The organism is Dactylosporangium cerinum (assembly GCF_042653625.1).
GTDB lineage: Bacteria > Actinomycetota > Actinomycetes > Mycobacteriales > Micromonosporaceae > Dactylosporangium > Dactylosporangium cerinum.
Genome location: NZ_JBHSIU010000070.1, coordinates 77,755 through 94,821 on the forward strand (window position 1 = coordinate 77,755; position 17,067 = coordinate 94,821).

Genomic DNA, 17,067 nt, shown 5'->3' on the forward strand with positions numbered 1-17,067 from the left:
TTCCTCTTGGCCTCGCGGTCAGGATCATCGTCAGATCAGCAGCTGGCGCTCGGGGTCGGTGTCTCCGACGCCATGGTCGGTGGAGCCTCGGTGCTGGCCGCCGCCGACGTGGGAGCCCCGGAGCCACTGAGCGTCGCGCCGGGCACTGCCGCACCGGTCGAACTCAGGGTCGGCTCCGCGGTCGGCTCGCCGGTCGGGCACGCCTGCTTCCGCGACGGGTTCTCGGGGTCGTTCAACGCGGCGAGCTTGTCCTCGGCCTCGGCCAGGCTGTCGGCCGGGATGCCCTGCTTGACAGTTCCCTGCGCGGCCGGGGTGAGGTCGTCGAGCGTGAGCGTGCTCTGCTCGTAGACCTCGGAGAGCTCGATCCAGGCGATCTTTCCGGGGACACCCTTGAAGATTGCCACGGTGCCGTCGTCGGTCGCGCCCACGTAGTAGCGCGACTGGGACAGGCTCCACCCATACCAGAGGCCACCGCCGAGCAGGCCGAGCAGCACCACGAGCAGGAGGACGGTGCGCACCGGGTGGCGCTTCGGGCGGGCGGCCTCGGCTCCGGCGTTCGCCGCTGCCCGGATCCGCGCCTCTTCCTCGGGCTCCGGCACCGGTGGGCGTGGCGCGGAGAGCGCGGCACCCCGGGCCGAGGACATCGACTGGTCCGCGGACGTGGCCATGCCCCGGTCCTGGGCGGCCGCACCCCCGACGATCGGCCGCTCCTCGACGATGTCCTCGTCGGTGACGTCGGCGACGATCACGGTGATGTTGTCGGGTCCGCCTCCGCGCAGCGCCAGCTCGATGAGCCGGCCGGCGCACTGGTTGGGGTCGACGTATTCGCGCAGCGTCGACTCGATGGTCTCGGCGCTGACGACGCCGGAGAGCCCGTCGCTGCACAGCAGGTAGCGGTCCCCCGTCTTGACCTGACGCACCGAATACTCGGGGTCCGCGTCGCGGCCGTCGAGAGCTCGCGTCAGCAGGGAACGCTGGGGATGGCTGTTGGCCTCCTCCAGGCTGATCCGGCCTTCGTCGACGAGCATCTGGACGTAGGTGTCGTCCTTGGTCACCTGGGCGAACTCCCCGTCGCGCGTGATGTACGCGCGGGAGTCACCGATGTGGACCATGCCCATCTTGCTGCCGGAGAACAGCATGGCGGTGAGGGTGGTGCCCATGCCTTCCATGGCGGGGTTTTCCTCGACCGCGTCCCGGATCTGCTGGTTGGCCAGGTCGACGGCGCCGCGAAGCGTGTCGATCATGGCGTTGCCGGGCACATCTTCGTCGAGTGGCGCCATGGTGGCGATGACAATGTTGCTGGCGACGTCACCGGCGGCCATGCCGCCCATGCCGTCGGCCACGGCGAGCAGCCGCGGTCCGGCGTAGACGGAGTCCTGGTTGCCACTCCGAATCAGACCGCGGTCACTGCGGGCCGCATAGCGCAAGGTGAGGGTCATGGCCGTAACTCGAGAGAAGTGCGGCCGATGCGAATCGGCACGCCGAGGGGGACGGGGGTAGGCGCACCGACCTTGGTCTTGTCCAGGTAGGTGCCGTTGGTGGAGCCGAGATCCTCGAGATACCACTGGCCGGCTCGGGGCACGAGGCGGGCGTGCTTCGCCGAGGCGTAGTCATCGGTGATCACCAACGTCGAATCCTCGGCGCGACCGATCGTGATCGGTGCCTCACCAAGGGTAATCCGGGTGCCCGCCAGCGAACCAGCGGTGACAAACAGCTGGTGAGCGGCCTTGCCGCGCTTCACCTTCGCCGGACGGCCAGGAGCCGTCGCCGCACCAACCCCCCGGGGTGCGGCGACGATCCGGCTCGACTGCGAGCCCGCGAACAGGTCCCGCCGGATCACTCCCACGACCGTGAACACGAAGATCCACAGCAGCACGAGCAACCCGTAGCGGGCGACCGTAATGACAAATTCCATCTACGACCTATCAGGGGCCCGGTCAAGGCCCGGTCGAGCAGATGCGCTCATCCAGATCCGCCTAACGTCGACCACGTGGTGCAGGAACTTCAGCCATCCACGCGGTAGGTGAGCGTGGTCGTGCCGAGCTGGATCATGTCACCCGGATTCAACGCGACCGCAGAGACGCGTTGACCGTTGACCATCGTGCCGTTCGTCGAGCCCAGATCGGTGAGCACCACCTGCGCACCGTCAAAGTCGAGTCGCGCGTGACGACGCGAGATGCCGACATCTGGCAGCCGCATGTTGGCCTGGTCGCCCCGGCCGATCACGGTCGAGCCGATCGACAGAGGGTAGCTGCGCCCGTCGCCGGACACCAGTCGTACGTTGCGGGCGGGCCCACCGGGGCCGCCGGCACCTGGCCCGTAGCCACCGCCCTGGTTGTAGCCGCCATATGGATCGGGCGCGGCCTGCGGCGCGACCTCGCCGCCGGTGTAGACCTCGGCCGTCACCCGGAACATGCCGGTGTCGAGGCCGTCACCCCGCTCGATCTCGACGATGACGTCGCCATAGACCGTCCACCCCTGCTCGCCGATGAACTCCGCCTGTGACTGGGCGAGCTCCTGGGCGAGCGCGGCGGCATACGGCGCCAGCCGACTGTGGTCATAGGGCGAAAGGTCGATCACGTAGCGATTCGGCACGAGCGTGCGCCCGCCAGCCAAGATCGCCTTGTGGGCTTCCGCCTCCCGTTGCATGGCGTTGAGGATCTCCACGGGGTGGACGACCCCCTTGAAGACCTTTGCGAAGGCCCCCTCGACCAGGCCCTCTAGGCGCTTCTCGAAGCGCTGCAGCACACTCACCGGTTCCTCCTCGGGTTCCGAGGTCATGATGGTATCCGGACCCCGCACGCCCGGTTGCAACCTCACCGGCTAGCCCGTGCTACTCTTCCGTGGCGCCCAGGGCAGCCTAGTACTAACCCGGTGAAATCGCCGAGTTGAGACACGCTAGTCTGGGGGCACTGCCAGGGGAAGTGGCGGAATGGCAGACGCGCACGGTTCAGGTCCGTGTGCCCGAAAGGGCGTGGGGGTTCAACTCCCCCCTTCCCCACGTAACGATGAGCGCACTCTGTTCGCGGAGTGCGCTTACTTTTCGTTCCGTCATTCCTCGCGCTCGGCTGCGCCTTCGCTCCCCAGTGGGGGAGCCTCGCTCCACCCACACCCCCTCAAAACCGTCGTGGCTGGCCTTGTCGGTCTGTCGCTGTCTTCTCCTTTCGGCTGGTGTACTGGTCAAAAAGGTGACTCTGGGTGCGGGGTATGCTCGGCCGGTCCTGCTGGAGCCCGCAAGGAGTTCTTGTCGTGAGCGTCGTCATCGTCACCGGGTCTGCCGGGTTGATTGGGTCCGAGGCTGTTCGGCACTTCGCCTCGCTGGGGCTGGACGTCGTTGGGATCGACAACGACATGCGGAAGCAGTTCTTCGGGGCTGAGGCTTCCACGGCGTGGAACGTCGTGGGGCTGACCAGTGATCTCGGGGATGCGTACACGCACCATGACGTGGACATCCGGGACCGGGACGCGCTTGCGGCCATCTTCAAGCGGTACGGGTCGGATGTGGCGCTGGTCGTGCACACGGCGGCGCAGCCGAGCCATGACTGGGCGGTGCGGGACCCGTTCACGGATTTCGACGTGAACGCGGGTGGCACGCTCAACATGCTGCAGAACGTGCGGGAACACTGCATCGAGGCGCCGTTCATCCACTGCTCGACCAACAAGGTCTACGGCGATCGGCCCAACAGCCTGCCGCTGGTCGAGCAGGAGACCAGGTGGGAGATCGAGGCCGGTCACCCGTACGAGAACGGCATCAAGGAGGACATGTCGATCGACGCGTGTCTGCACTCCGTCTTCGGGGCGTCGAAGGTCGCCGCTGACGTGATGGTGCAGGAGTACGGTCGCTATTTCGACATGAAGACCGCGTGCTTCCGGGGCGGGACGCTGACCGGGCCGGCGCACTCGGCCACCGAGCTGCACGGCTTCCTGGCGTATGTGATGCGGTGCAACATGGAGCGCCGGACCTACCGGATGTTCGGATACAAGGGCAAGCAGGTCCGGGACGCGATCCACTCGCACGACGTGACCAGCGCCTTCGAGGCGTTCTTCCGCAACCCTCGCTCCGCCGCGGTCTACAACCTCGGTGGTGGCCGGCACTCCAACACCTCGATGCTGGAGGCGTTCGCCGAGGCGCAGCGGATCACCGGCAACGAGATGGTGACCGAGTATCACGAGGCCAACCGGGTCGGCGACCACCAGTGGTGGATCGGGTCCAACGAGCGGTTCCAGCTGGACTACCCGGACTGGAAGCAGGTCTACGACGTGCCGATGATCTGTCAGGAGATCTACGAGGCCAACGTCGACAAGTGGACCCCGGAAGCCTGACCGTGATCGACCAGGGCAAGCAGAATGTCCTCGGCGTGCAGGTCAGCGCCGTCGACTACGACAGTGCCGTCGATCAGGTCATGAGCGCCGCGCGGGACGGGCGGTCGCTCGCGGTGACCGCGCTGGCCGTGCACGGCGTGATGACCGGCGTGCAGGACAGGGCGCACGGCGCGCGGCTCAACGCGTTCGATCTGGTCACGCCCGACGGGCAGCCGGTGCGCTGGGCGCTCAACCTGCTGCACCGGGCCAGGCTCGCCGATCGCGTCTACGGGCCGGAGCTCACGCTGCGGGTCCTGCGGGCCAGCGCCGAGCAGGGCCTGCCGGTGTATCTCTACGGCTCGACCGAGCAGACGCTCGAGCTGCTGGTGCGCAAGCTGCACGAGCGGTTCCCGGCGCTGAAGATCGCCGGCATGGAGGCCTCGAAGTTCCGTCCGGCCCAGCCGGGCGAGCCCGAGCAGATCGCCGCGCGGATCAAGGAATCCGGGGCGCGCGTGGTCATGGTCGGGCTCGGCTGCCCCCGCCAGGAGATCTTCGTCTACGGCATGCGTCATCTGGTGGACGCGCCGATGCTGGCGGTGGGCGCGGCGTTCGACTATCACGCCGGCGGGTTGAAGAACCCGCCCGCGTGGATGCAGAAGTACGCGTTGGAGTGGCTCTGGCGGCTCGGGCTGGAGCCCAAGCGGCTCTGGCGTCGCTACGTGCTGCTCAACCCGGCGTATCTGGCCCGGCTCGGCGCGCAGAAGGCGCACCTGTGGCGGGCGACCCCGCCGGCGCCGGCGACCGAGCCGCTCAACACGTTCGCGGTCTGAAGCTCAACACGTTCGCGTTCTGAGGACAGCCTGAAGCCGGCCCCCCGTTCGGGGAGCCGGCTTCAACCATTCGTGTTCAGCGACCGGTGATCGCGTCGACCTTGACGGCCCGGCGCTTGAAGGTGCCGCGCTTCTCCAGCGCGCGCTCGGCCGGCACCAACATGAGCGCCAGCGGCGCCGCGATGTACCAGCGGTCGAGCATCACGTACGCGACGATGTTCATGACGACGCCGAACGCGTAGAGCGCGATCAGCCAATCGACACGCTTCTCGCCGATTCCCCGCTTGTGGTAGGCGTCAAGGACGCCGAACGCGCCGATGCTGAGAGCCAGGAGGCCGCCGCCACTCATCATTGCGAACATCAGATCAGACACGTCACTCACCCTTGCCTCCCCGTTACCACCAGCGAACCCGCCCAAAGCTAAGCGGACATTTCAAGATCGACCATCAACTTTGCGACACCGGCCTAAGCCGAACGTAGCTAGCCAATCGGACATTCAGCCGATATCACTGATCTTGCTTGTCAGCAGTGACCGGGTGGCGTCGTCGCAGGCCGCACCCGCGACGCCGGCCAGGTAGGCCGCCCTCGCACCAAGACCAAGATCGGCAGCGACCCGGTGCTCCTGAGTCAGATCCGTGTTGAACATCGCCGGGTCGTCGGTGTTGACCGTGCAGGGCACACCGGCCGCCAGCAGCACGGGAAGCGGGTGTTCGGCCAGTGACGGCACCGAGCGGGTCCGGACGTTCGAGGTCGGGCACACGTCGAGGACCAGGCCACGATCGACGATTTCCGCCAGTACACCGGCATCCTCGACGGCACGGATGCCATGACGCAACCGGTCGGGTGCGAGGGTCAGGATCTCGCGGACCGACTCGGCGCCGGCCGACTCGCCGGCGTGCGGCACGATGGCCAGGCCGCCGTCGCGGGCCAGTTCGAACGCCTTCGCGTAGGTCACCGCCGGGCCGGCCTGTTCGTTGCCGCCCAGCCCGAGGCCGACGATGCCCCGGTCGGCGTAGCGCACGCTCCACCGCGCGACGTCCTCGGCCAGGTCCGCCGGCATGCCGCGGTAGAGGTCCGGGGTCAGCCGGACGATCACCCCGTGCCGTTCCTGCGCCTCGACGATGCCCTCGGTGTAGCCCTCGTACAGGTCCTCCCAGGCGACACCGCGTTGCGCCCGCTCGCCGGGGGAGAAGATGGCCTCCAGGTACACCGCGCCGTGCGAGGCCGCCACGCCGGCGTAGTCGACCACGATCTGCCGGAAGTCGGTCGCGGTGCGCAGGCAGTTCGTCGTGAGGATCCAGACCTCCACGAACTTCTTGAAGTCGGTGAACTCGTAGAGCTCCCGCATACCTTCGACGGTGTCGACCGGCAGCGGCAGGTCGTTGCGGCGGGCGATCTCCAGCAGCGTCGCGGGTGGGATCGCCCCCTCGAGGTGCACGTGCAGCTCGATCTTGGGGAAGCTCATCCGTTCAAAATAGCGACGGGCCCCGGGCACGCACGCGCGCACCGGAGCCCGTCCGACCTCCCCAGGCCGAGTCTCCCTGCGTTTCTACGGCATGGGATTCGACCTGTCGACAGGCGAACTGGTGTGCTGGTGCGTGCTGCTGCGTGCTGGTGGGCGCTACTTCAGCCCGCGCGCCTCCTGCGAGTAGATGAGTTCCAGGATCGAGCGGGCCGCCTCGAACCAGCGGTCCAGCCATTCCTGCTGCGGCATCGTGCCCTTGGGCGGCAGCTCCAGCAGCAGCCCCCGCAGCAGCGGGTGGTCGGCCATCGAGGCAGCGGGGCCGTCCAGCCAGGAGTCCTGCAGCACGCCCGCGCGGCCGAACATCGGCTCGGTCAGCGGACCGAGGTCCGCCACCAGTGAGGACTCGGGCAGCTTCGGCGGCGTCAACGATGCGGCGATCGGTGAGTTGTCCAGCGGCAGCGACGCACGGTCCAGCGGCGAGCCGTTGCGCGGCGACAGGTCGTCGATCGGCCCGTCGCCGATGACGTCCCGGCGCCCGCCCGGGCGGTAGCTTCCGAGCTGCCCGGAGAAACGGTCGTCGGTCTTCGACGATCCGTTGCCGAAGTTGTCGGGGCCATTGTTCATCGGATACAAGCCTTATCTGACTCGGGTGTGTTCGGGTCTCCAGTGGAAAGTGCCTGAGCGCTCATCGAATACAACGATGACCGGCCCGGTCCGCAACGGCGGTGCCACCGTCGCGGGCCGGGCCGGTCGATTTCAGACCTGGCGTTTCACTTACGCGAGATCGAATTCCCCGTCCTTGGTCCCACCGACGAAGGCCAGCCACTCCTCCGGAGTGAACAGCAGAACGGCCCCGGCCTTGTCCTTCGAGTCACGGAGCGCCACAGCCCCGCCGACGAACGCGACCTCGACGCAGTTGTCCGAGTACGGACCGCTGCGGGTGCTCTTGCGCCAGCCGGCACCCTCGAGATTCACGCTGAAGCCCTTGGCTTCGATTTCCACTACAGCTCCTTTGTCAGCTTCACGATCATTGACACTGACTCGTCCGGACGGAGTGCGTTGGCGCGCAAGTAGTCAAAGATGAATCCGTAGCGCTGAAGCTCGTCGTCCTTCTCGAGAAAGAGACCGCCAGCCGCGTTCGAGGCGAACACGAAGTTTTGCCCGGCAGACTCGTCGTACAGCAACATCGTGAATGTCCCGTCCATCCCGGCATGCGCACCGGCGGAGAAGGGCAGGACCTGGAGGGTCACATTCGGCCACCCGGCCGCCAGGCTCAGATGCTCGAGCTGGCGGCGCATGACCGCTCTTCCACCGACCGGGCGGCGCAGCACAGCCTCGTCCAGCACCACCCAGAGATCGATCGGGTCATCCTGAGTGACCAACGACTGGCGGCCGATACGGACACGCACCCGTTTCTCCACCTCGGTGACGCTGATGTCCGGGCGGGCCGCATGGATCATGGCCTGCGCGTACTCCTCGGTCTGGAGCAGACCCGGCACGACGAGTGCCTCGTAGGAGCGGATGTGATCAGCGGCCGCTTCGAGGCCGACGTAGGCGCCGGTGAGCACGTCACCGTAGAGCTGCCACCAACCCTTCTGGCGCGCCTCCCTGGCGATCTTCAACAGCTGATCGGCGTATTCGGGCTCGACGCTGTAGATGTCCAGCATGTCCCGGACGTCCCGCGGAGTGACGCCGGTCTGTCCCGTTTCGATCCGGGAGATCTTGGATCCGGAGCACTCCAGCCGCTCGGCGACATGATCAATGGTTACGTGCGCCGCCTCGCGGAGCCGGCGCAATTCCATACCGAGCTGTCTCCGTCGAAGCGTCGGGCTGCCTCGTCGACTTGCCACGCGTCGCACCTCCGCCGAGCCACGTAATTCGGATACGTATAGATCAGCGCAACCTCATGAAGCTGCGCAACCCGGCTGCGACACGACATTTTCGCCATCGTCTGGGGTCTCCGCCACTTGGGGGCGGTTCACTCATGCGTGAGATGGAATTTTCGTCATGCAAGTTGCAATGATCACTATCCTCGGGCAATCTGTGGGTGTGGCGGCGGTTACGGTCCGTTCATCTTCGAGCCATCGAGACGACCTTGTCACCACCGCGGACGCAGCGACAAACGATCGAGCCGATCGGCGGTTACGGCAAGCTCGTAACCGGCCTTCCCCATGCCGACGGATGACGGGAGTCTCAACTGTGTTACCGAAGACCGGTGACGTGCTGCGCGTGACCAAGTCCGCGAGTGTGCAGTTCGTGCAGCCGATGCTGTTCCGGGTGATCCGGGTGCACGACTGGCAGACCTATGACGGATGGGCGTGGCTGGACGGATACCAGCTCAACGCCACGGGCGATGCGATCGAACGCCGGTCGATCTTCGTCCAGCTCCAGGGATTGCAACCCGGATTCGTCAAGGCCCTGCAACGGGTGGCCAGCCGAGTGCCGGTCTCCGCCTAGTTCCCGGTGGCCGAGGGGGACACCGAACTCTTGGACGGTGCGGCCGTCGGGGCAGTCGCCACGTAGAGCGTGATGGTCTCGCCGGCCGCGACCACCTCACCCGGGCCCGGGTCGGACTCCAGGACCTCGCCCGGTCGCACGGAGCCGTCGGCCCGGCGGACCACCTTCACCTCCAGACCCAGCTGCTGCAGCTTGATCGTCGCCTGGGCGAGGGTGTTGCCGCGCAGCGGCGGGATCGCAACGGCGGTCGGCGGTGCGGCCGTCGTCTCGGACGGGGCGGCCGACGAGGGTGCCGCGCTCGTCGGCGGCGGGGTCGGCGAGGGCACGACGGCGCTGGTGTTGCCGCCCGCGGTCGGCAGCTGGTCCGGCGGCGCGTTGTCGCCGTCTGCGGTCGCCTGATAGATGAGGTACAGCCCGACGCTCAACGCGCCGACCAGAACCAGCGCGACGACGCCGACGATCACCGGGGTGAACCAGGACCGGCCCTGATACGGGTCCTCCTCGACCCATTCCTCCGGGCTCGGCTGGCGCAACGAAGGGTCACCCGGTTGGGGGACATTGGCGCGGGCCGTCCACCGGGGCGGCTCGTCGTGGCCGAGGGGACCGCCGATCCTGGTCGCACCGCTGTCGTCCGGGCGCAGCGGCGAGGTGCCACCACCGATCCTGGTCGCGTCCGGGTCGGCGTTCGCCGGCCCGGTCCCGGTCTCGTCCGAATCCTTCGACCAGGGGTCGACCGGGTCCGACGGGCCGATCCTGGTCGCGTCCGGGTCTTCTCCCGAGGGCCCCGGTCGATCGAACGGGGCGGTGGCGTCCGGCTCGTCAGGCATGGTTCCCAGTTCACCACCTTGTCCGACATGTCGCGTGCTTGTGCACAGGTTGCCCACCTCAGGTCCACCCTCCGCGACCACCGCCGGCACCGCCTGACGTTCCTCTGACATCGACTCGCCCAGGTGGACTGCTGGGCGTACGCTGCGCGGCATGGCCGCAAGAAGCTGGGCAACCTCAATATTCACCGCGATCGGTGTCGCGGCGGGCGCGGGTGCCGCGCAGCTCGGTCTTGGCTACGGCCTGGGGATCATCTCCTGGCAGCCGACCGGTAACAGCGCGACCGTCTGGGTCAGCAGCCTTGCCTGGGTGGCGTGGCTCGCGGCGTCCTCGACGGTCATCGGCGCGCTCTGCGCCGACCGGCTCAGCCCGGCCGACACCCCGGTCCCGGGTGACGCCTCGACGCCTGCGGCGCACGCCCTGACCGCCGCCTGGCGGATCGTGATCGCGTTGTCCGCCGCGGTCGGCGCCCTGATCATCGTGCCGCTGGTCGCCGTGCCGTCCCGCACGCCCCGGCCCGACAACGTCGCGCCCTACTTCACCGCCGGCGGCTATGCCATCGCCGGCATCATCGTCGGGCTGCTGATCGCTGTCGCCGCCCTCGCGGCACGGGCGATCGCCGCCAACGTCATCGCCTCCTCGGCGTGGCTGTGGATCCTCGCCGTCGTCGCGGTCGTCGACGTGGTCCGCGCCGACGGCAATCTCGCCACCGCCGCCCAGCTCGGCACCTGGCAGTTCACCGACGCGACCTGGATCCGGGGCATGGTCAACCTGCCCGGGGCGCTGCTCATGCTCGCCATCGCGCTGGTCATCGGCGCGCTCGCGGCATGGCCCGCCAGCCGGCGCGGCGACAACCGGGTCGGCGTGGCGGTCTCCGGCGCGGCCGGCCCGCTGCTCGTCGCCCTCGCCTACTTCCTCGCCGCGCCCGCCGTCGGCGAGCAGAACCAGCAGCTGTCCGCGTTCGTCATCGCCCCGTATGCGGTGCTCGCCGGCCTGGCCGGCTCGGTCATCGTGTCGGCGATCGGCCCGCGCGGCTCCCGCGCACAGGCCCGGGCGGCCCGCAAGGCCGCCGCCGCGGACCGGGATGCGCGGGCCGCCTCCGACATCGCCGACTGGACCCAGGCGCTCGCCGACGCGGACGCCGCCGAGGCCCGCCGCCGCACCGAGACGGGCGAGCAGCCGGACGGCGACGACCCGTGGGCCGCCGCACCGGACCGCTCCGCCGAGCCGGTCACGATCGGCGCGGGCAGCAAGGCCCCGGCCGGCACCGGCAACAAGGCCGCGACCACCAGCAAGACCCCGGCGACGACCGGCAAGGCAAGCGTCACGGCGGCCAAGGCGAAGAGCGCCGACCTGGACTCGGCCAAGGACCTGGAGTCCGACGCGTACGCACCGGCCCGCGCCTATGGCGGCAGCGAGTCCGGCCGCACCTACACGTCGGAGTCCGCGAACCGGGCGTACGCCGAGGACACCGTGACCGACGATGCTGACGCCGCGCCCGCGAAGCCGGCTGCGGCGCGTGGCTCGGTCGAGCCGCTCTGGCCCTCGGACGCCGGGACGGGAGCCCCGACCGAGCCCAAACCCGCTCCGGGCCGCGGCCGTGGCCGTGGTCGCGGCCGGTCCGGCGAGTAGCCGCCCGCTGCTGCGTCAGACGGTGCCCTAGCTGTGCTGAACCGATTCGGCACTCAAATCGGCCAGGTGTGGACGGGTTCGTTGGCGTGCAGCCCGACGCTGTAGCGCTGCAACATCGCCCGCAGCGCCGAGCGGCGGTCGAGGTGATGCCTGGTCTGCAGGTCGTGGACTGTCTCGGTCTGCCAGGCCGCCCCGTTGCGGCCGGTGCGGCAGCGACCCTCGATCACGCCTAACAGCCGGTCGCGGGTGCCGGGGTGGACACCGAAACGGTCCAGACCGGCGGATGCCAGCGGCAGCAGCTCGTCCAGCACCAGATCGGCAACTTGCACCTCACCGCGGTCGGGCCACCACAGTTGCGCGTCGAGTCCCTCGCGGGCGGCGGTGTGGAAGTTCTCCTCCGCCGCGGAGAAGGTCATTTGCGTCCAGATCGGACGATCCTGCTGCACCAGCTCACCGACCAGGCCGAAGTAGAACGCGGCGTTGGCGACCTGGTCGACGACGGTCGGGCCGGCGGGCAGGACCCGGTTCTCAACGCGCAGGTGCGGCCGGCCGTTCATGACGTCGTAGACCGGGCGGTTCCACCGGTAGATCGTGCCGTTGTGCAGCCGCAGCTCGCCGAGGTGCGGAACGCCGCCGGCCTCCAGGACCGAGACGGGATCCTCGTCGTCGGTGATGGGCAGCAACGGCGGGAAGTAGCGGACGTTCTCCTCGAACAGGTCGAAGATCGAGGTGATCCAGCGCTCGCCGAACCACACCCGCGGCCGGACGCCCTGCGCCTTGAGCTCCTCCGGCCGGGTGTCGGTGGCCTGCTCGAACAGGGCGATGCGGGTCTCCGCCCAGAGCCGCTTGCCGAACAGATACGGCGAGTTCGCACCAACCGCGACCTGAACGCCGGCGATCGCCTGGGACGCGTTCCAGTGCATCGCGAAGTCTTCGGGCGCGACCTGCAGGTGGAACTGGACGCTGGTGCACGCGGACTCGGCGGCGATCGAGTCGGACTCCGCCTCCAGCCGCTCCTGGCCGCGGATGTCCAGGGCGATGTCCTCACCGCGCGCGTTGATGATCTGCTCGTTGAGCAACTGGTAACGCGGGTTGTTGGACAGGTTCGCCAGCACCGTGTGCTCCTGGCGCAGCGTCGGCAGGATCCCGATGAGCACCAGTTGGGCGTCGGACTTGCGGGCCCGCTCGTCGGCGTGGACGAGGCTGGCGAGGACCTCCCGCTCGTAGACGTCGAGGCCGTCGCCCTCGATGACGCGCGGCGCGACGTTGATCTCGAGGTTGAACTGGCCGAGCTCGGTCTGGAACGACGGGTCCGCCAGGTCGGCGAGCACCTCGGCATTGCGCATGGCCGGCTGGGCGTCGGGATCAATGAGGTTGAGCTCGATCTCGAGCCCCGTCATCGGCCGGTCCGAATCGAACCGGAAGTCGTTGAGCATCAGCGCGAAGACATCAAGACATCGGCGGACTTTATACCGATATCGGGCACGGTCCTCACGCGAGAATGCCCCTCGAATGACGTCTTGCCCCATTGTGTTCCCCAAATCCCCGGCCGACCCCGTGGACCCTCCACGTTAAGAGTGGGCGGGGTGTACCGCTAGGGACAAAACGGGCGCAACCTCAGCCTAGGGTGATCAAAACCTTGCAGAGGGTGGGAGATTTCGCCCACCCTCTGCACGATGGTCAAACTCCGGCATAAGCCATAATCGGCCCAACCACGGGTCTTACAGCTGGCGTCGCCGACCGAGGCCGACTCAGGCCTGGCGCACACCCTCGGCACCGATCTCGATCTTGATCTTCTTGCCGACGAGGACGCCGCCGGTCTCGAGCGCCTGGTTCCAGGTGATGCCGAATGCCTCGCGGTCGATCTCGGTGGTCGCGCTGAACCCGATGACCTCCTGGCCCCACGGGCTCTTCGCGTGCCCCTCGAACTCGACGTCGAGCTCGACCTCGCGGGTGACGTCGCGGATCGTCAGGTCGCCGACGAGCTTGAACTCACCACCGGAGAAGCCGACCACGCGGGTGCTCTTGAAGGTCAGCGACGGCCACTGCTCCACGTGCAGGAAGTCGGGGCTCTTCAGGTGGCCGTCACGGTCGACCACGCCGGTGTCGATGCTGGCGGCGTCGATGTCGACCTCGACGTTCGACTGCAGCGGGTCCTCGGCGATGACAATGCTGCCGCTGGCCTTGGTGAAGCCTCCGCGCACCTTGCTCACCATGAGGTGCTTGGCCACGAAGCTGACGCGCGTGTGGGCCGGGTCGAGGTCGAACTTGCCCGGCGTGGGGATGGTGACGCCGTTGAACTCGCGGGTGTTGACCGGTGCGGTCATGATGCCCTCCAGATGAGCGGTTTGGAAGATGTTTGCTGGAGCAAATATACGCTCCGCAGACTCTCGTTTGTCAAGCTCTTCTGTTAGACTCCCACTGTGACCGACGAGATGCTGGAAGATCCGCGAATCACCGCCATGGGCCTGTTCGTCGAGGCCTTCACCGGTGTGACCGCGCGTCTCAACGTCCAGTTGGCGGAGCACGGCCTCGGCAACGTCGACTTCGAGGTGCTGGTCAGGCTGTCCCGCTCGCCCGGCGGCGAGCTGCGGATGACCGACCTCGCCGCGCAGACCGGGCTGTCGACCAGCGGCGTGACCCGGGTCGTGGACCGCCTCGAGCGCGACGGCCTGGCGACCCGGCGGGCCTGCCCGACGGACCGGCGCGGTTCGTTCACCGTGGTGACGGCCGCCGGCGTGGCCAAGATGCACGAGGTCCTCCCGGATCACCTCGCCCTCATCGAGGAGTGGTTCACCGGCCGGCTGTCCCCCGAGGCGCTCGAGGCACTGCTGTGCAGCCTCCGCACGGTCCGCGACGCGGTCCGTCCCGGCGCGACGTCCGGTGCCGCGACGACCGCGGCGGCCGCCTGACGCAAAGCCATGAAAATCCTGGAATGCGACCGGCAGGATCACCGGCAGCTTCTGCCGGTTCCTCACGGTGAATAGCAGGTAAAGCCGCATTCCGGACGAACGGCTTCGTTACTGTCCGCCCCGGGGAGGCACCACCACGGGGACCGGCACGGACGAAGCAGGTGGGAAGGCAACACGCGCCCGGGGGGTCTTCGTCCGTGCCCAAAGGCGCGTTTGGTACGTGGGTCCGCCGCAGCCCGGCATCCACGTGCCAAACACGCCTTAAATTCCCAGCAGGTCACGCTCGCGTGGTAGGAGCGCCAGCCCACCCCTGGCACAGATGCCGTCCAGCTCGCCCAGCACGCGCTCGCGATCGGCCGGGTCGGCGCTGGCGGCCAGCCCGGTGAGCGCCTCCAGGACGTCCCGGATGTCGTCACGACCGGCGAGCAGGTTGGCCGCCGCCTCGAACGCGGTCGCCGCCGCCGGCCGGTCATCGCGGGCGAGCGCGAGGTAACCGCCGATCATCGCCGACATCCCGGCGCTGCCGGGCAGCTCAGCCAGCTCGACCAGGACGTCAGCCGCCTCCGGGAGCCGGCCCGACTCGGCGAGCGCCTGGCCCAGCGTGCCGAGCGCGCGGACGCGGTGCGTCGGGTCCCCGACCTCCGCGGACGCGGTGGCGGCGCGGCGGGCCAGGTCGACCGCCTCGTCGAAACGCCGGTCCAGCCGGGCGACCTCGGCCAGATTCGCCTGCGTCAGCGCCTGGATGCGGGCGTCACCGGCCTCGAGCGCGCGGCGACCCGCGGCGACCAGCCGGCGTGCCGCCGTGGCCAGATCGCCGGCGCGGATGTCGTGCCAGGCCAGGTTGTTCTGCGAGACCGCGATCTCACGGACCCGTCCGGTGCGGATCGCCAGGCCGAGCGTGGCCTCACCGTGCCGGCGGGACTCCTCGGCGCCGCCGACCGCCTGCCAGACCCCGGTGAGCACCGAGCGGGCGGCCAGCTCCCCGAGCGCGTCGCCGCGGGCGACGAGCACCTCGAGCGCTGCCTCGGTCGGCCAGAGCTCGGCCACGCCACGCCCGTGCGCCATCGCGAGCATCCCAGCGGCGACCTGGGCGTTCGCCCGGACCAGCGGGTCGCAGTCGCTGGTGCGGGGATCGTCGAGCAGCCGCCGGAGCAGCTTGTGCGCCTCGACGTCACGGCCGCGCAGCCGGCACCACCGCGGGATCGCCCCGGCCAGGCGCAGCGCCATCGCCGGTGCACGGACCGAGGCGTAGCGCAGGGCCGCACGGATGTCGCTGTTGAGGTAGTCGAGCCGGGACACGGCGGTCGCACTGGCCGAGCCGGTGAGGTCCGCCGCGAGCCGGACCGCGAGCCTGGTGATGATCTCGGCGTGCCGGAGGCGGACGCTGCGCAGCTCACCCTGCTCGACACAGCGTTCGGTGGCGAAGTCACGGACCACGTCGAGAAGGCGGAACCGCAGGTCGCCCGGGCCTCGGACGCTGACCAGGCCGAGCCCCACGAGCTGGTCGAGCACCGCCTCGGCGTCGTACCCGAGCAGCGACTCCGCCAGCTCGAGCGACCAGCGGGCGCGGAACATCGCGAGGGAGCGCAATGCGGTCTGCCCCGGCTCGTCCAGCAGGTGGTAGCTCGCCGCGACCGCGTCGCGCAGCCGTTGACCGTCCGGATCGGTGGCGGCGAGGTCGAGGACGCGGTTGCCGTACCGGGACAGCAGCTCGGGCAGCTCCAGAACACGGCCCCGGGCGGCGGCGAGCTCGATCGCGAGCGGTAGGCCGTCGAGCCGCCGGACCAGCTCGGCGACGGAGGCGATCTCCACGTCCGGCACCGGCTCGCGGCGGACCTGTCGGAGCCGGTCGAGGAACAGGGCGACGGCCGGAGCGCGTCGCGCCTCACTCGGCGAGCTCGGCGCGTGCGGCAGGTCCAGCGGCTCGACCCGCCAGTCGACGGCGCCGGGCAGCACGCCGGAGAGCGGGCGGCGGCTGGTCGCGAGGATCTTCACCGCCGGCACCCTGGCGCGCAGCCACGCGATCGCCTTGACCGCGCTGCGGTGCGAGCGGTCGATCCCGTCGAGGACGAGCAGCGCCGGGCGGTCGACCAGCTCCTCGGCGCGGGCCACGCCGAAGACGGCAGCGACCGCGGCGAACACGTCGGTGGGCTGCGACACATCGGTGACGGTCACCGAGACCGCCGTCCCCGTGACCGCGTGCGCGACGGCGTGGGCAAGGCCGGTCTTGCCGACACCGGCCAGGCCGACGAGCACGACGAGGTCGGCGCGCTCCAGCAGGTCGAGCAGTTCGGCGATGTCGGCGTCGCGGCCGATCAGCGCAGGGGCGGTGGGGAGCGGGAGGGTCGTCGGGGCGGAGGTGACGGTCCCGGCGAGGAAGTCCTCCCGGTCCATGCCGACGAGGTCCAGCGCGTCGGCGAGCAGGGTGAGGGTCCCACGCTGCGGCCGGGCGACCCGGCCGCGCTCCAGCTCGCGCAGGGTGCGCACGCCCAGGCCGGCCCGGGCGGCCAACTCGTCCTGCGTCAGTCCCCGGGCCAGGCGGCGGGTCCGCAACGCGGCGGCGAACCCTGCCCCGGCGCCCCGCGGATCATGATCCGCAACTGGAGACATGTTGAGGAACAGTACTAATTGGAGTCGTTACGAA

General features: G+C 69.2%; 16 protein-coding genes, 1 tRNA gene and 1 pseudogene. 6 read left to right on the forward strand and 12 right to left on the reverse strand.

The window, feature by feature from the left end; all coding sequences use genetic code 11:
• Positions 1–35: 35 nt before the first annotated feature.
• The 3 genes from ACFPIJ_RS46520 to ACFPIJ_RS46530 form a co-directional block, all read right to left on the reverse strand.
• The gene (locus ACFPIJ_RS46520; RefSeq protein WP_380125922.1) at positions 36–1,439 is read right to left on the reverse strand and encodes a protein phosphatase 2C domain-containing protein; all 1,404 of its coding nucleotides are present in this window, start codon (positions 1,437–1,439) and stop codon (positions 36–38) included.
• Complete coding sequence (locus ACFPIJ_RS46525) at positions 1,436–1,915, reverse strand: FHA domain-containing protein FhaB/FipA (RefSeq protein WP_203849382.1); 480 nt, start codon at positions 1,913–1,915, stop codon at positions 1,436–1,438. Before ACFPIJ_RS46525 ends, ACFPIJ_RS46520 begins: the two co-directional genes overlap by 4 nt.
• An 89-nt stretch (positions 1,916–2,004) precedes the next feature.
• Positions 2,005–2,781 carry an FhaA domain-containing protein gene (locus ACFPIJ_RS46530; RefSeq protein ID WP_033359881.1) on the reverse strand — a complete coding sequence of 259 codons (777 nt, stop codon included), beginning with the start codon at positions 2,779–2,781 and terminating at the stop codon, positions 2,005–2,007.
• Positions 2,782–2,918: 137 nt separating this feature from the next.
• Between ACFPIJ_RS46530 and ACFPIJ_RS46535 the strand changes: the two genes are divergently transcribed.
• The 3 genes from ACFPIJ_RS46535 to ACFPIJ_RS46545 all read left to right on the forward strand — a co-directional run bounded on the left by ACFPIJ_RS46535 (position 2,919) and on the right by ACFPIJ_RS46545 (position 5,132).
• A tRNA-Leu gene (locus ACFPIJ_RS46535) sits at positions 2,919–3,001 on the forward strand.
• Between the two features lie 248 nt (positions 3,002–3,249).
• Positions 3,250–4,323 (forward strand): NAD-dependent epimerase/dehydratase family protein, encoded by a 1,074-nt coding sequence (locus ACFPIJ_RS46540; RefSeq protein ID WP_380125923.1) that lies wholly within the window; start codon positions 3,250–3,252, stop codon positions 4,321–4,323.
• The gene (locus ACFPIJ_RS46545) at positions 4,305–5,132 is read left to right on the forward strand and encodes a WecB/TagA/CpsF family glycosyltransferase (protein WP_380125924.1); all 828 of its coding nucleotides are present in this window, start codon (positions 4,305–4,307) and stop codon (positions 5,130–5,132) included. Before ACFPIJ_RS46540 ends, ACFPIJ_RS46545 begins: the two co-directional genes overlap by 19 nt.
• 76 nt (positions 5,133–5,208) lie before the next feature.
• On the opposite strand, the gene ACFPIJ_RS46550 is transcribed toward ACFPIJ_RS46545, so the two are convergent.
• From ACFPIJ_RS46550 to ACFPIJ_RS46570, 5 genes are all read right to left on the reverse strand, one after another.
• A complete protein-coding gene (locus tag ACFPIJ_RS46550; RefSeq protein WP_380125925.1) occupies positions 5,209–5,505 on the reverse strand; it encodes a hypothetical protein in 297 nt (98 codons plus the stop codon).
• A gap of 123 nt (positions 5,506–5,628) precedes the next feature.
• Positions 5,629–6,597, reverse strand: a complete 969-nt coding sequence (add, locus tag ACFPIJ_RS46555) for an adenosine deaminase (protein ID WP_380125926.1) — start codon at positions 6,595–6,597, stop codon at positions 5,629–5,631.
• Between the two features lie 156 nt (positions 6,598–6,753).
• A complete protein-coding gene (locus ACFPIJ_RS46560; protein ID WP_380125927.1) occupies positions 6,754–7,221 on the reverse strand; it encodes a hypothetical protein in 468 nt (155 codons plus the stop codon).
• Positions 7,222–7,371: 150 nt separating this feature from the next.
• Positions 7,372–7,599, reverse strand: a complete 228-nt coding sequence (locus ACFPIJ_RS46565) for a DUF397 domain-containing protein (protein ID WP_380125928.1) — start codon at positions 7,597–7,599, stop codon at positions 7,372–7,374.
• Positions 7,599–8,399, reverse strand: a complete 801-nt coding sequence (locus ACFPIJ_RS46570) for a helix-turn-helix domain-containing protein (protein WP_373318855.1) — start codon at positions 8,397–8,399, stop codon at positions 7,599–7,601. The genes ACFPIJ_RS46565 and ACFPIJ_RS46570 overlap by 1 nt, the downstream gene beginning before the upstream one ends.
• Before the next feature lie 397 nt (positions 8,400–8,796).
• On the opposite strand from ACFPIJ_RS46570, the pseudogene ACFPIJ_RS46575 reads away from it, so the two are divergent.
• A pseudogene (locus ACFPIJ_RS46575) lies at positions 8,797–9,071 on the forward strand (hypothetical protein); the annotation flags it as partial.
• On the opposite strand, the gene ACFPIJ_RS46580 reads toward ACFPIJ_RS46575, so the two are convergent.
• Positions 9,051–10,034, reverse strand: a complete 984-nt coding sequence (locus ACFPIJ_RS46580) for a PASTA domain-containing protein (RefSeq protein ID WP_380125929.1) — start codon at positions 10,032–10,034, stop codon at positions 9,051–9,053. The pseudogene ACFPIJ_RS46575 and the gene ACFPIJ_RS46580 sit on opposite strands and share 21 nt — an antisense overlap.
• 154 nt (positions 10,035–10,188) lie before the next feature.
• Here ACFPIJ_RS46580 and ACFPIJ_RS46585 point away from each other — a divergent pair, with 154 nt between their 5' ends.
• A complete protein-coding gene (locus tag ACFPIJ_RS46585; RefSeq protein ID WP_380125930.1) occupies positions 10,189–11,511 on the forward strand; it encodes a hypothetical protein in 1,323 nt (440 codons plus the stop codon).
• Positions 11,512–11,564: 53 nt separating this feature from the next.
• Here ACFPIJ_RS46585 and ACFPIJ_RS46590 read toward each other — a convergent pair whose 3' ends face one another.
• Together ACFPIJ_RS46590 and ACFPIJ_RS46595 are read right to left on the reverse strand one after the other, a co-directional pair.
• Complete coding sequence (locus ACFPIJ_RS46590; RefSeq protein WP_380125931.1) at positions 11,565–13,040, reverse strand: glutamate-cysteine ligase family protein; 1,476 nt, start codon at positions 13,038–13,040, stop codon at positions 11,565–11,567.
• Between the two features lie 222 nt (positions 13,041–13,262).
• Complete coding sequence (locus tag ACFPIJ_RS46595) at positions 13,263–13,838, reverse strand: YceI family protein (protein WP_380125932.1); 576 nt, start codon at positions 13,836–13,838, stop codon at positions 13,263–13,265.
• Positions 13,839–13,934: 96 nt separating this feature from the next.
• Here ACFPIJ_RS46595 and ACFPIJ_RS46600 point away from each other — a divergent pair, with 96 nt between their 5' ends.
• The gene (locus tag ACFPIJ_RS46600) at positions 13,935–14,423 is read left to right on the forward strand and encodes a MarR family winged helix-turn-helix transcriptional regulator (RefSeq protein ID WP_373318854.1); all 489 of its coding nucleotides are present in this window, start codon (positions 13,935–13,937) and stop codon (positions 14,421–14,423) included.
• A 261-nt stretch (positions 14,424–14,684) separates the two neighbouring features.
• Here ACFPIJ_RS46600 and ACFPIJ_RS46605 read toward each other — a convergent pair whose 3' ends face one another.
• Positions 14,685–17,033 carry an ATP-binding protein gene (locus tag ACFPIJ_RS46605; RefSeq protein WP_380125933.1) on the reverse strand — a complete coding sequence of 783 codons (2,349 nt, stop codon included), beginning with the start codon at positions 17,031–17,033 and terminating at the stop codon, positions 14,685–14,687.
• Between the last annotated feature and the right edge of the window lie 34 nt (positions 17,034–17,067).